At 72.1% G+C, this 13,529-nt stretch carries 11 protein-coding genes; 7 read left to right on the forward strand and 4 right to left on the reverse strand.

The window, feature by feature from the left end:
* Window positions 1–58: 58 nt before the first annotated feature.
* The 5 genes from ACIBEJ_RS09765 to ACIBEJ_RS09785 all read left to right on the forward strand — a co-directional run bounded on the left by ACIBEJ_RS09765 (window position 59) and on the right by ACIBEJ_RS09785 (window position 8,121).
* A complete protein-coding gene (locus ACIBEJ_RS09765) occupies window positions 59–2,395 on the forward strand; it encodes an AAA family ATPase (RefSeq protein ID WP_397182246.1) in 2,337 nt (778 codons plus the stop codon).
* 77 nt (window positions 2,396–2,472) lie between these two features.
* Window positions 2,473–3,459, forward strand: a complete 987-nt coding sequence (locus tag ACIBEJ_RS09770; protein WP_397182247.1) for an ABC transporter permease — start codon at window positions 2,473–2,475, stop codon at window positions 3,457–3,459.
* Window positions 3,456–4,364 carry an ABC transporter permease gene (locus ACIBEJ_RS09775; protein WP_397182248.1) on the forward strand — a complete coding sequence of 303 codons (909 nt, stop codon included), beginning with the start codon at window positions 3,456–3,458 and terminating at the stop codon, window positions 4,362–4,364. Before ACIBEJ_RS09770 ends, ACIBEJ_RS09775 begins: the two co-directional genes overlap by 4 nt.
* Complete coding sequence (locus ACIBEJ_RS09780) at window positions 4,361–6,418, forward strand: dipeptide ABC transporter ATP-binding protein (protein ID WP_397182249.1); 2,058 nt, start codon at window positions 4,361–4,363, stop codon at window positions 6,416–6,418. Before ACIBEJ_RS09775 ends, ACIBEJ_RS09780 begins: the two co-directional genes overlap by 4 nt.
* Window positions 6,415–8,121, forward strand: a complete 1,707-nt coding sequence (locus ACIBEJ_RS09785; RefSeq protein ID WP_397182250.1) for an ABC transporter family substrate-binding protein — start codon at window positions 6,415–6,417, stop codon at window positions 8,119–8,121. The genes ACIBEJ_RS09780 and ACIBEJ_RS09785 overlap by 4 nt, the downstream gene beginning before the upstream one ends.
* Window positions 8,122–8,124: 3 nt before the next feature.
* Here ACIBEJ_RS09785 and ACIBEJ_RS09790 read toward each other — a convergent pair whose 3' ends face one another.
* Window positions 8,125–8,847: a hypothetical protein gene (locus tag ACIBEJ_RS09790; protein WP_397182251.1), complete on the reverse strand. Its 723-nt coding sequence runs from the start codon at window positions 8,845–8,847 to the stop codon at window positions 8,125–8,127.
* A 156-nt stretch (window positions 8,848–9,003) separates the two neighbouring features.
* On the opposite strand from ACIBEJ_RS09790, the gene ACIBEJ_RS09795 reads away from it, so the two are divergent.
* Both ACIBEJ_RS09795 and ACIBEJ_RS09800 read left to right on the forward strand, forming a co-directional pair.
* Entirely contained in the window at window positions 9,004–10,092 is a 1,089-nt protein-coding gene (locus tag ACIBEJ_RS09795) for a winged helix DNA-binding domain-containing protein (protein ID WP_397182252.1), read from the forward strand.
* Window positions 10,093–10,103: 11 nt separating this feature from the next.
* The gene (locus ACIBEJ_RS09800) at window positions 10,104–10,931 is read left to right on the forward strand and encodes a PhzF family phenazine biosynthesis protein (RefSeq protein WP_397182253.1); all 828 of its coding nucleotides are present in this window, start codon (window positions 10,104–10,106) and stop codon (window positions 10,929–10,931) included.
* Window positions 10,932–11,136: 205 nt separating this feature from the next.
* On the opposite strand, the gene ACIBEJ_RS09805 is transcribed toward ACIBEJ_RS09800, so the two are convergent.
* The 3 genes from ACIBEJ_RS09805 to ACIBEJ_RS09815 are packed head-to-tail and all read right to left on the reverse strand — an operon-like array spanning window position 11,137 to window position 13,518.
* Complete coding sequence (locus ACIBEJ_RS09805; protein WP_397182254.1) at window positions 11,137–12,135, reverse strand: biotin-dependent carboxyltransferase family protein; 999 nt, start codon at window positions 12,133–12,135, stop codon at window positions 11,137–11,139.
* A complete protein-coding gene (locus tag ACIBEJ_RS09810) occupies window positions 12,132–12,749 on the reverse strand; it encodes an allophanate hydrolase subunit 1 (RefSeq protein ID WP_397182255.1) in 618 nt (205 codons plus the stop codon). Before ACIBEJ_RS09810 ends, ACIBEJ_RS09805 begins: the two co-directional genes overlap by 4 nt.
* A gap of 13 nt (window positions 12,750–12,762) precedes the next feature.
* Window positions 12,763–13,518, reverse strand: coding sequence for a LamB/YcsF family protein (locus tag ACIBEJ_RS09815; protein WP_397182256.1), 756 nt, complete (start codon window positions 13,516–13,518; stop codon window positions 12,763–12,765).
* Between the last annotated feature and the right edge of the window lie 11 nt (window positions 13,519–13,529).

Below are 13,529 nucleotides of genomic sequence, written 5' to 3' on the forward strand. Positions count from 1 at the left end.
GGCAGCGCCCAATCGTCGGTCCGGTGCGGTATAACCGGGGTCGGACCGGGGAGGCGTGATGCGGGAGTCCGACAGGACCCGGCCGGCGGGCAGAGCCGCCGCACGGGATCTGTTCGAGCGAGTGAGGTTGCGGTATTTCCAGTTTCCCCCGGCCGTGCGCCGGGTGTTCTACGTCGGCGTGCTCGTCGCCGCCCTCGGGGTCGGCGCGGCGCTGGGCTGGGAGCTGGGCCAGACCTTCCTGGTGACGATCGTGCTGCTGGGGTTCGCGGCGCTGACGTTGCACTTTCCCCGCGCCGCCGCCACGGCGGTGGTGGTCGCGGGCTGGCTGGCGCTGCTGCCGGTCTACATGACGATGGTGTTCGAGCCGCGCTCGGCCGCGCCCATGCTGCTCATGGTGCTGGTGGTGCCGGTCGCGGGCCTCGCCCACCTCATCCGCTGGGTCCCGCCCTGGCTGACCACGCTGATGGCGCTGGTGCCCGCCGGGTCCCTGGCCGCCGCGCTGGCCTCGGTCTCCGAGAGCGTGGCCCTGTGGGCGGCCTACGGCGCCGCCGCCGCGGTCCTGCTCTACCGCTTCGTCGCCGCCCGCCAGGTCAAGGCCCAGCTCACCAAGGAGGAGCAGGTACGCGTACGCGCCCGCGACGGCAGGCAGGAGACGCAGCAGGAGCGCGGCGCCCCGCACAAGCCGATCTCGGTCGAGGAGGCGCTCGCCGAGCTGGAGAGCATGATCGGCCTCGCGCCGGTCAAGGACCAGGTCCGCTCGATCGCCGCCTCCATCGAGGCCTCCAGGCTGCGCGCGGAGGCGGGCTACTCGGCCGAGCGGCCCACCCGCCACTTCGTCTTCGTCGGCCCGCCCGGCACCGGCAAGACCAGCGTCGCCCGCACCCTCGCCAAGATCTTCTACGCGTTCGGCCTGCTGGAGACGCCGCTGGTGGTCGAGGCGCAGCGCGCCGACCTGGTCGGCGAGTTCCTGGGCGCGACCGCGATCAAGACCAACGAGCTGGTCGACCGGGCGCTCGGCGGCGTGCTGTTCATCGACGAGGCCTACAGCCTGATCAACTCCTCCGACGGCCAGCCCGACCGCTTCGGCGCCGAGGCGGTGCAGACGCTGCTCAAGCGGGCCGAGGACGACCGCGAACGGCTGATCATCATCCTGGCCGGCTACGAGCAGGAGATGGCCGGCTTCCTGGCCTCCAACCCGGGCCTGGCCAGCCGCTTCGCCACCCGCGTGCGCTTCCCCAGCTACTCGCCCGCCGAGCTGGCCCAGATCACCGAGCTGCTCCAGGGCAGGCGCGGCGACCGCATGGGGCAGGGGGCGCCCGCCGCGCTGCTGGGCCTGTTCGAGGACGTCCAGCGCCGCGGCCTGGTCGACGAGCTGGGCAACGCCCGCTTCGTGCGCAGCCTGGTCGAGGCCGCCGCCCAGGCCCGCGACGTGCGCGTGGTCGGCGCCGGCGGCACCCCCACCACCGAGGACCTCGTCACCACCACCACGGCCGACCTCACCAAGGCCTTCGACGAGCTGACCGCCCGCTTCCGCGGCTACGAGGCCACGCCCACGCTGGAGGAGGCGCTCGGCGACCTCGACCGCATGGCGGGGCTGGAGCCGGTCAAGCGGCAGGTCCACGCGATCGCCGCCCAGCTCCAGGTGGCCAGGATGCGCCAGGAGCGCGGGCTGCCGACGCCGCCGCAGACCCGGCACTTCGTCTTCGCCGGCCCGCCCGGCACCGGCAAGACCACGGTCGCCCGCGTGCTCGGCCGCGTCTTCGCCGCCCTCGGCCTGCTGGCCAGGCCCGACGTGGTCGAGGCGCACCGCGCCGACCTGGTCGGCCAGCACCTCGGCGCCACCGCGATCAAGACCAACGAGCTGGTCGACCGGGCGCTCGGCGGCGTGCTGTTCATCGACGAGGCCTACAGCCTGGTCAACCCCGGCTACTCCGGCGGCGACGCCTTCGGCGCCGAGGCCGTGCAGACGCTGCTCAAGCGGGCCGAGGACGACCGCGACAGGATCGTCATCGTGCTGGCCGGCTACCAGCGCGAGATGGACGCCTTCCTGGCCACCAACCCGGGCCTGGCCAGCCGCTTCAACCAGCGCGTGGCCTTCCCCAGCTACAGCCCCGCCGAGCTGTCGGAGATCGCCGCCCTGCTGGCCGACAAGGCCGGCGACCGCTTCGACGAGGCGGCCCTGCGCGACCTCGACGAGGTCTTCGCCTGGGTGTGCTCGGAGAAGCTCATCGACGGGCTGGGCAACGGCCGCTTCGCCCGCTCGCTGTTCGAGCGGGCCGCGCTCCGGCGCGACGTGCGCCTGGCGGCGCTCGGCGGCGACGCCAGCTCCGCCGAGCTGACCACTATCACCAGCGAGGATGTCCGGGCAGCGGTGGACGAACTATCCGGACGCTAACGTAACTCCTCTTTGACACTTGGCTGCGGCCCCTCCATTACATGGTGTAGCACTATGACTACGGAGGGGAGGTGTGGATGGCGGGGTTCCTGGCTCGCAGGCTGCTCAACTATCTGGTGCTGGTCGCGGTGGCGTCGAGTCTGGCGTACATGCTGGCGGCCGGGGCGCTCGACCCGCGTTCCAACTACGCCGACCGCACTCCCAAGCCGCCGCCCGCCGTCGTCGACGCCCAGCTCACCGCGCTCAACCTCAACGACAAGACCCCGCTGCTGCAGCGCTACGCCACGTGGGCGGCCGGGGTGCTCCACGGCGACTTCGGCAAGACCGTCACCGGCACTTCGGTCAACGAGGACCTCGCCCGGCGGGCCGGGGTCACCTTCCGGCTGATCATGCTCGGGCTGGTCTTCGGCAGCCTGGCCGGCGTGCTGGTGGGCGCGTACGCGGCGGTCAGGCAGTACGGCTGGTTCGACCGGCTCTCGGCGGGGATGTCGTTCCTCGTCCTCGCGATCCCCGTGGTCGTGCTGGCCACCATGCTCATCCTCGCCGGCACCTGGCTCAACGAGAACGTCTTCGGCGGCCAGGTCTTCCTGGTCAGCGGCGAGTACTCCGACGGGCTGGAGACCGGGTTCTGGGGCGGCGTGCTCGACCGGCTGCAGCACCTCATCCTGCCGACGGTCTCGCTGTCGCTCGGCCTGATCGCCACCTTCAGCCGCTACCAGCGCAACATGATGCTGGACGTGCTCGGCGCCGACTTCGTGCGCACCGCCGTGGCCAAGGGGCTGAGCAGGCGCAAGGCGCTGACCAGGCACGCGCTGCGCACCGCGCTGATCCCCGTCGTCACCTACTTCGCCTTCACCTTCGGCACGCTGCTGACCGGGGCCACGTTCACCGAGAAGATCTTCGGCTGGCACGGGCTCGGCGAGCAGCTCATCAACTCGATCTTCACCAACGACGTCAACACCGTGGCCGCCATCGCCTTCCTCGCCGCCATCGCCGTCCTGGCCGCCTCGCTGGCGGCCGACGTGCTCCACGCCGCCCTCGACCCGCGGGTGAGAACGGCATGAGCCTGCAGGAGGAGGAGCTCGCCGAGGAGCTCCGGCAGACGCCGCGCGCGCCGTCGCGGCTGCGGATGGTGGGGCGCCGCTTCTTCGGCTCGGTCCAGGGGCGGATCGGCTTCGCCGTACTGGCGATGATGTTCCTGCTGGCCTTCGTGGGGCCGCTGTTCAGCCCGTGGACCTACACCGACAAGGACTTCACCGCCTTCCTGCAGCCGCCCTCGGCCCGGCACTGGTTCGGAACGCTCCAGACCGGCGCCGACGTCTACGCGGTCACGCTGCGCGGCATGCAGAAGTCGCTGATCGTGGGCCTGCTGGCGGCGCTGCTGTCCACGGCGCTGGCCGCGGCGGTCGGCGCGTTCGCCGGGTACTTCGCCGGGTGGACCGACCGCACGCTGAGCTGGATCACCGAACTGCTGCTCGTGCTGCCCGCCTTCCTCATCCTGGCGATCATGTCGCCGCTGTTCGGCGGCGGGCAGTGGGTGCTGTTCGTGGTGATGCTGGCGCTGTTCCTGTGGATGGTCACCTCGAAGGTCGTCAGGGGCATGACGATCTCGCTGAAGCAGCGCGAGTACATCCAGGCCGCCCGCTTCATGGGCGTCCCGCCCGTGACGATCATCTTCCGGCACGTGATCCCCAACCTGTCGTCGCTGCTCATCGTGGACGCCACGCTCAACGTCAGCGCCGCCATCCTCACCGAGACCTCGCTGTCGTACTTCGGCTTCGGCATCCAGCCGCCCGACGTCTCCTTCGGCACGCTCATCGCCGACGGCGCCAAGACCGCCGTCTACGCGCCGTGGACGTTCTGGTTCGTGGCCGCGCTGCTGGTCGTCACCGTGCTGGCCGTCAACCTCATCGGCGACGCGCTGCGCGACGCGTTCGACCCGGCCGCCGCAAGGAAGGGGCGGCGATGAGCGCGGGTGAGCCGGTGCTGGAGGTGCGCGACCTGCACGTCACCTTCGGCGACGTGCGCGCCGTGCGCGGCGTCAGCTATGCCGTACGGCCCGGCGAGGTCCTCGGCATCGTCGGCGAGTCAGGCTCCGGCAAATCCGTCACCTCCGCCGCGGTCATGGGACTGCTGCCCCCGAGCGCCGTGGTCACCGGCTCGGTGCGGCTCAAGGGCCAGGAGCTGATCGGCGCCCCGGAGAAGCGGCTGACCGCGCTGCGCGGCAGGACGATCTCCATGGTCTTCCAGGACCCGCTCTCGGCCCTCACCCCCGTCTACCGGGTCGGCGACCAGATCGCCGAGGCGGTGCGGATCCACCAGAAGGTCACCAAGGAGCAGGCCATGGTCCGGGCGGTGGAGCTGCTCGACCTGGTCGGCATCCCCAACCCGGGCCAGCGGGCGCTGGGCTTCCCGCACGAGTTCTCCGGCGGCATGCGCCAGCGGGCGGTCATCGCCATGGCCATCGCCAACGACCCCGACGTGATCATCTGCGACGAGCCGACCACCGCGCTCGACGTCACCATCCAGGCGCAGGTGCTGGAGGTGCTGAAGACGGCCCAGCGCGAGACCGGCGCCGCGATCGTCATGATCACCCACGACCTGGGGGTGGTGGCCGGGTTCGCCGACCGGGTGCTGGTCATGTACGCGGGGCGGCCGGTCGAGGTGGGGGCGGTGGACGACATCTACTACCGCACGCGCATGCCGTACACGGTGGGGCTGCTCGGCTCGATCCCGAGGGTCGACACGGGCGGGCGGCGGCCGCTGGTGCCCATCGAGGGCACGCCGCCGGCGCCCGCCGCGCTGCCACCCGGCTGCCCGTTCGAGCCGCGCTGCCCGATGGCGGTCGAGGAGTGCTCGGTGGCCGAGCCGGCGCTGCTGCACGTCGGGCCTGGGCACGAGGCGGCCTGCATCCGCTGGGCGGAGGCCGGGGTCAGGCCGCCGGGGCGGCACGCGGCCCACGCCGCGGCGGCTGCCGTACGCGGGGGGCGGGGCACGCAGGAGGTGGTCCTGCACGTGGACGGGCTGGTCAAGCAGTACCCGCTGATGAAGGGGTCGCTGTTCAAGCGCCGGGTCGGGACCGTGCACGCGGTGGCGGGGATCAGCTTCGACATCCGCCAGGGCGAGACGCTCGGGCTGGTGGGGGAGTCGGGCTGCGGCAAGACCACGACGCTGATGGAGATCCTGGAGCTGGCCGAGCCGCAGGACGGCAGGATCGTCGTGCTCGGCCAGGACACCGCGCGCATGGGCGCCGGCGACAGGATGGCGGTCAGGCGCGACCTGCAGGTCGTCTTCCAGGATCCGCTGGCCTCGCTCGACCCGCGGATGACCGTCCACGACATCCTGGCCGAGCCGCTGCGCACGCACCGGCGCGGCGACACCGGCTCGCGGGTGCGCGAGCTGCTGCGCCTGGTCGGCCTGGAGGAGGCCCACGCCGCACGCTACCCGCAGGACTTCTCCGGCGGCCAGCGCCAGCGCATCGGCATCGCCCGCGCGCTGGCCCTCGAACCGAAGCTGGTCGTCCTGGACGAGCCGGTCTCCGCCCTCGACGTCTCCATCCAGGCCGGCGTGATCAACCTGCTCGGCGAGCTGCGCGCCAGGCTCGGGCTGTCCTACCTGTTCGTCGCCCACGACCTGGCCGTCGTGCGCTACATCGCCGACCGGGTGGCCGTCATGTACCTCGGCAGGATCGCCGAGATCGGCCAGGTGGACACCGTCTACGACGCGCCCATGCACCCCTACACGCAGGCGCTGCTGTCGGCGATCCCGCTGCCCGACCCGGAGCGCGAACGCACCCGGCGCAGGATCCTGCTCGACGGCGACCTGCCCAGCCCCGCCGACCCGCCCTCGGGGTGCCGCTTCCGTACCCGCTGCCCGAAGTTCAGGACGCTCGCCGAGCACGAGCGGACCCGGTGCGTGGACAGCGAGCCCGAGGTACGCGCTCTCGCCCACGACCACGGCGTGGCCTGCCACTACGCCGAGAAGCTCGAAGTCGTTCAGAACCACGAGGAGTCACATACATGAAGGCATCACGTCTCGCCCTCGCCGCCGCGCTGACCGGCACGCTGGCTCTGGCGGGCTGCGGTGGCGGCGGCAGCGGCGGATCGGCGGGCGGCAGTGGCGCCGGGCCCTCCGGCGACGGTGCCGCGATCAAGGCGTTCGACATCAACCTCCAGCCCCGCGACCAGGTACGCGACGGCGGCACGCTGCGCTGGGGGCTCAACGAGTTCCCCTCCCAGTGGAACCGCAACCACGTCGACGGCAACCTCCTCATGGCCTCCGTGGTCAGCAACGCCCTGTTCCCGACGCCGTTCCGCTCCGACGAGAAGGCCCAGATCGCCGCCAACCCCGACTACCTCGTGGACGCGAAGATCACCGAGAGCGAGCCGAAGCAGGTCGTCACCTACACGCTCAACCCGAAGGCCAGGTGGTCCACCGGCGACCCCATCACCTGGCAGGACTACGCCGCCCAGTGGAAGGCGCTCAACGGGAGCGACACCGCCTTCCGCATCGTCTCGCCGACCGGCTACCAGGACATCGAGAGCGTCAGGCGGGGCAAGGACGACTACGAGGTGGTCGTCACCTTCGCCCGGCCGTTCGCCGACTGGCAGTCGCTGTTCGGGCCGCTGCTGCCGAAGTCGGCCAACAGCTCGCCGGAGGCGTTCAACACCGGCTGGCTCAACAAGATCCCCGTGACGGCGGGGCCGTTCAAGTTCAAGGGCTTCGACCAGACCGCCAAGACGATCACGATCGTCCGCGACGACGCGTGGTGGGGCGACCGGGCCAAGCTCGACCAGATCATCTACCGCGCCTCCGAGCAGGACTCCCTGATCGGCGCGTTCGGCAACGGCGAGCTCGACATCACCGACGTCGGCCCCTCCGCCCCCGACTACGCCCGCGCCAGGTCCACCTCCGGCGCCGAGGTACGGCAGGCCGCCGGCCCCGACTTCCGCCACTTCACCTTCAACGGCTCCAGCGAACTGCTCAAGGACGTGAACGTGCGCAGGGCGGTCCAGCTCGGCATCAACCGCCAGGCGATCGCGCAGTCCGACCTCCAGGGCCTGGACTGGCCGATCACGCTGCTGAACAACCACTTCTTCATGAACACCCAGGAGGGCTACCAGGACAACGCCGGCGAACTGGGCGTCTACAACCCGGAGAAGGCCAAGCAGCTCCTGGACGCGGCCGGGTGGAAGCTCGCCGGCAACGTCAGGCAGAAGGACGGCAAGCCGCTGGACCTGCGGTTCGTGGTGCCGACCGGGGTGCAGCTCAGCAAGTCGGAGGGCGAGCTGGCCCAGAACATGCTCGCCCAGATCGGCGTCAAGCTCACGCTGAAGGCGGTGCCGAGCGACGACTTCTTCACCAAGTACGTCATCCCCGGCAACTTCGACATCACGCCGTTCGCCTACATCGGCACGCCGTACCCGGTGTCGAGCAGCTACGGCATCTACGTGAACTCGCCCGACGGCGGCAAGACGTGGAACGCCAACTTCGGCAGGACCGGCTCGGCGGCCATCGACGCCGCCATGCAGAAGGCCGGGTCCGCACTCGATCCGGCGCAGGCGCGGGCCGAGACGAACCAGGCCGACAAGCTGATCTGGCAGGAGGTCAACGTGCTGCCGCTCTACCAGCGCCCGCAGAACGTGGCCGCCAAGGCGAACCTGGCCAATGCGGGCGCCCGCGGCTTCTACGACCTGCGCTACCAGGACATCGGTTTCACCGGATGACGGCTAGCCGTAGTTGATGACCGAGGAGATGCGGTCGTTCCAGCCGATGCTGTCGAGCTCCCGCATCTCCTGGTACGGGCGCACGTGCAGCGAGTCGCCGCCGAGGTCGATGTGGTCGTAGTAGGCGACGTGGCAGTCGTTGGTGCTCATGGAGCTGATCGTGTCGTTCCAGGAGGGCGAGGTGGGCCAGCCGCCGCGCCGCTTGACGGCGAGGTTGGGCCAGTAGTAGCCGGCCTGCAGCCAGAACCAGTCGCCGCCGTAGTGGTGGTGCTCGAACATCTGCACCTCCCTGGCCGCCGCCTGGACGCGCGGGCGCGTCTGCGCGGCGGCCCAGGCGGCGGCGCGCAGGTGCCGGCCGTCGGTGAAGGCGTGCAGGGTGGGTCCTGTCTCGTCGAGGGCGAAGGTGAGCGGTCGTCCGTCGAAGCGCGTGATGTCGGCCGGGTCGTACTCCACGCCGTCGACCACCAGCGCGATCCTCGGCGGCCGGTGGGAGAGGGCGGGGTCGCCCGCCTGGCCGTGGAGCGTGCTGAGGCCGCTGATCGGGCTGGGCCGGGCCACGGGCGGCTGGGCGAGCGCGTGGCCGACGAACTCCGGCAGCGTGGTGATGCCGCGCTCGCTCAGCACCTCCAGGACGTCCTCCTCGCTGATGCCGCCCACATGTGCGGAGAAGTCCAGCAGCCGCTCGACCTCGCGCCGGGTCTCGGTGGTGATCGGTTCTCTACTCACGTCCCGCTCCTTTCGGCCGCACCGTTGCGGCCAGGGACGCCATGTTCTCCGTGGCCCGCGGGGGCCGGACAGTAGCCGGACTGTGACACCTTGACTACTTCTCTCGACTGTCAGTCAAGATGAGCGTTCATGCGGGTCAGGTGTAGAAAGGGGCAGGTGAGTGTCGCACTGACCTGGTCGCAGGTCCTGTCGTGGCGCCTGCGGCGTCAGTACGTGAGCGGGCCGGGGGCGGACGGCCCGGTGGAGGTGGCCAGGCGCCTGTCAGGGGTGCAGACCCAGGTGGCCTCCTCGGCACAGCAGGCGGTGGCGCTGCGCAGCGCCCGGCCGGACCCGGACGCGATCGACCGGGCCCTTTGGCAGGAGCGCACGCTGGCCAAGACGTGGGTGATGCGCGGCACCCTGCACCTGGTGCCGGCCGACCGGCTGCAGGACTACTGCGCGGCCCTGGCCACGCTGCGGTTCTGGGAGAAGGGCGTGTGGCAGCGCGGCCACGGCGTGAGCGCCGCCGAGATCGAGGCGATCGTCGAGGCGGTGCCGAAGGCGCTGGGCGAGAACCCGCTGACCCGCGAGGAACTCGTCGACGCCGTCGTCGCCGTCACCGGGGACGACCACCTGCGCGAGGCGCTCACCTCGGGCTGGGGCGCGCTGCTGAAGCCCCTGAGCCGGCTGGGCGAGCTGTGCTACGGCCCGCCGCGCGAGGGCCGGGTCACCTTCACCGCGCCGCACCGCTGGCTGCCGTCCTGGCCGGGGGCGCTGCCGCCGCAGGAGGAGGCCGGCGTACGCGTGCTGCGCGACTACCTGGGCGCCCACGGACCGGCCTCGCCGGAGACGTTCGACCGATGGCTGTTCGGCGGCGTCGCGAAGAAGTCGGTGCTGAAGGGCTGGTTCCGCGACCTGGCGCCCGAGCTGACCGAGGTCGAGGTGGACGGCGAGCCGCTGCACGCGCTGACCGAGCACCTGGACGAACTGGCCGCCGCCCGGACCTCGCGGGAGGTGCACCTGCTGCCCGGCTTCGACCAGTACATCCTCGCCGCGCCCAGGAACCTGGCCGCGCTCGTCCCGCCCGCGGTCAAGCCGAAGGTCAGCCGCCAGGCGGGCTGGATCTCGCCCGTGGTCGTCCACGAGGGCCGGGTGGCCGGGGTGTGGGAGCCCAAGGACATGAACGTGGAGCTGTTCGAGGAGGTCCCGGCCGGTCGGCTGGCCGAAGCGGTGACCGGGATGCGGGCGTTGCTCGCCAAGCTGTGACACTTGACCTCATGACCCGAGACTTCGTGCAGGTCGATGTTTTCACCGACACCCCGTACCGGGGCAACCCGCTCGCCGTGGTCCTCGACGCCGAAGGGCTGAGCACCGAGGACATGCGCCGCTTCGCCCACTGGACGAACCTGTCGGAGACCACCTTCGTCCTGCCGCCCACCGCCTCCGAGGCGGACTACCGGGTGCGGATCTTCACTCCCACCGCCGAACTGCCCTTCGCCGGACACCCCACGCTCGGCACCTGCCACGCCTGGCTGGAGGCGGGCGGCAAGCCCGCCGGAGGCGACACGATCGTGCAGGAGTGCGGCGCGGGGCTGGTCGACGTGCGCCGCACCGCCGAGGGGCTGGCCTTCGCCGCGCCGCCGCTGCTGCGCGAGGGGCCGGTGGAGGAGGAACTGGTCCAGCGGCTGGCCGAGACCCTGCGCGTCGACCGCTCGGCGATCGTGGACGCGCAGTGGGCCGACAACGGGCCGGGGTGGGTGGCGGTGCTGCTCGGCAGCGCGGAGGAGGTGCTGTCGGTGCGGCCGGGGGTGGTTGACCTGGACATCGGCGTGGCGGGGCCGTACCCGGAGGGGTCGCCGCAGGCGTGGGAGGTGCGGGCGTTCTTCCCGCTGCACGGCGCGACGGCCGAGGACCCGGTCACAGGGAGCCTGAACGCGTCCCTGGCCCGCTGGCTCCTGCGCACCGGCCGCGCCACCGCCCCCTACACCGCCTCCCAGGGCACCGCCCTCGGCCGCGCTGGCCGCGTCCACATCTCCACCGACGCCGACGTCATCTGGGTCGGTGGCTCTGTCGTCACCTGCATTCGCGGGACCGTCCAGCTCTAGCCGGTCCCGCTGTTGTCGCTGTTCAGGCTCACCATCCGTTACGGCTCCGCCACCCCCACGCCACCCGCCGCCGTGGGCGGGCGCCGATCGTGGGGGTCGCTTCTCACGTCTGACGTGGTCCCCACCGTAACGGCCCACGTCGACCAGCGCCGTGGCCCTCGTCAGCCAGCGGTCCGGCCCTCGTCAGCCAGCGCCCCGGCCCTCGTCAGCCCGGGAAGGGGCGGGATCTGTCCAGGGTGAAGCGGATCTGCTGGCCTGGGCGGAGTTGGGCGGCGGCCGGGAGGTCTGCTTCCGCCAGGACGGCGATCACCGGATAGCCGCCGGTCGGCGGGTGGTCGGCCAGGAAGACGATCGGCTGGCCGCTCGGCGGCACCTGGATCGCCCCCTCCACCATGCCCTCGCTGGGCAGTTCGCCCTGGCGGGCACGCTCCAGCACCGTCCCGCTCAGCCTGACTCCCACCCGGTTGCTGTCCTGGGTTACCTCGTAGGGGTTGCCGCACAGCTCCTTCAGTGCCGCCGGCACGAACCAGTCGTCGCGCGGCCCCGCCAGCACCCGCAGCACGGCGGCGTCCGGTTCCGGCAGGGGGGCCACGTCCACCGAGATCTCCGTGAGCCCGGTCGTCTCGCCCGTCGGCAGGACGGTTCCGGACCGCAGCGCCGGTGGGCCCAGGCCGGACAGGGAGTCCGTCGAGCGGCTCCCCAGCACCGGTTCCACCGCGATCCCGCCCCGGACGGCGAGATAGGTACGCAGACCCCTGGCAGGCGTCCCGAAGCGCAGCTCACTCCCAGGCGGAACCCAGAACGGCGCTGCCATACCCGCTCCACCCGCCACCGGCCGACGCGTGCCGCCGGCCGCCAAAGGGCGCGCGCCACCCACCACAGGGCGCGGGCCTTCCGCCGCTGCCGTGGGGTCTTCGGGCGTCGCCAGAGGGGGCGGTGCCGGGGGGCTGGGGGTGTTGGTGGTTGTCAGGGGGCAGGAAGCGCCGGTTATCGCGACCCAGGCGCCCGTGGGGAAGGTCAGTCTGGCGCCGCCGAATGTCAGTTCGATGCCCGCGTGGCCCTCCGGGTTGCCGACCAGGCGGTTGGCCAGGCGGAGGGCCGCGGCGTCGGCGGCGCCCGAGTGGCCGACGCCCAGGTGGGCGTAGCCGGGGCGGCCCAGGTCCTGGACGCTCGCGTAGGGACCGGGGTGGATCACCTCGATCATGCGGGCTCGAATCGTACGCGGGTGCCGGGACGGAACAGCGAGGGCGGATCGGCCCGCACGTCCCACACCCGGAGATCGGTACGCCCCAGCAACCGCCACCCTCCGGGCGAGGCGCTCGGGTACACCGCCGAGTGCGGCCCGGCGATCGCCACCGAGCCCGCCGGCACGGAGGTGCGGGGCGTGGCCAGCCTGGACACGTGCAGCACCGGATCGAGCCCGGTCAGATAGGCGAACCCGGGCGCGAACCCCAGCCACCCCACCACCAGTTCCCGCCCGCTGTGCCTGGCCACCACCTCGTCCTCGGTCAGCCCGGTCTCCTCCGCCACGTCGGCCAGGTCGGCCCCGTCGTAGACGACGGGCACCACGACCTCGGGCGAGCCCGCCGCCCGGTCGCCCGGGGGCGGCTCGGCGGCGGCGCCGGCCAGCTCCGCCAGCCGTTCACGAAGCCTCGGCCGGTCGGCGCCGGGCGCGATCACCAGCACGGTCGCGGGGCCCGGCACGATCTCCACGACGGAGCGCGGCCGCTCGGCCCGCAGCAGCGCGTCCAGGCGGTGTGACACCTCCAGCGACCCGGTCTCCACGAGCAGGCCGTGCTCCCCGGCCGCCCTGATCACCGCTGCGCCGCGGTCATGCGAACGCCTGCAGGACCACGCCGGCCTCCAGCAGCCCGTCGCGTACGGACTGCGCCAGCCGTACCGCGTCGGGGGTGTCGCCGTGGACGCAGATGGAGCGGGCGCGCACCGCGACCTCGCTGCCGTCGGCGGCGAGCACGCTGTTGTCCACGGCCATGCGGACGGCGCGGGCGGTCACCGCGGCCGGGTCGTGGATCACCGAGCCGGGCTCGCGGCGGGGGACCAGCGTGCCGGACGGCGTGTAGGCGCGGTCGGCGAACGCCTCGGTGATCGTGGGCACGCCCTCGGCGGCGGCGAGGTCGTGGACCACGGAGCCGGGCAGCGTGAGGACCGGCAGCGTCGGGTCGTAGTCGGCCACCGCGTCGATCACCGCGGCGGCCTGGGCGGGATCGCGGCAGATGCGGTTGTACAGGGCGCCGTGGGGCTTGACGTAGGAGACCCGGCCGCCCATGGCGCGGGCGATGCCGTCGACGGCGGCGAGCTGGTAGAGCACCTCGGCGCACAGTTCCTCCGGCTCGACCTCCATCTCCCTGCGCCCGAAGTGCGCCAGGTCGCGATAGGAGACCTGCGCCCCGATCGAAACGCCGCGGTCGACGGCGGCGGCGCAGGTGCGCCGGATGGTCACGGGGTCGCCGGCGTGGAAGCCGCAGGCCACGTTGGCGCTGGTCACGATGTCGAGCAGCGCCAGGTCGTCGCCGAGCCGCCAGATGCCGAATCCCTCGCCGAGATCCGCGTTGAGGTCGATCACCATGGCCCTATCTT

The sequence above is a fragment of the Nonomuraea sp. NPDC050790 genome (genome assembly GCF_044456745.1).
Lineage (GTDB): Bacteria > Actinomycetota > Actinomycetes > Streptosporangiales > Streptosporangiaceae > Nonomuraea.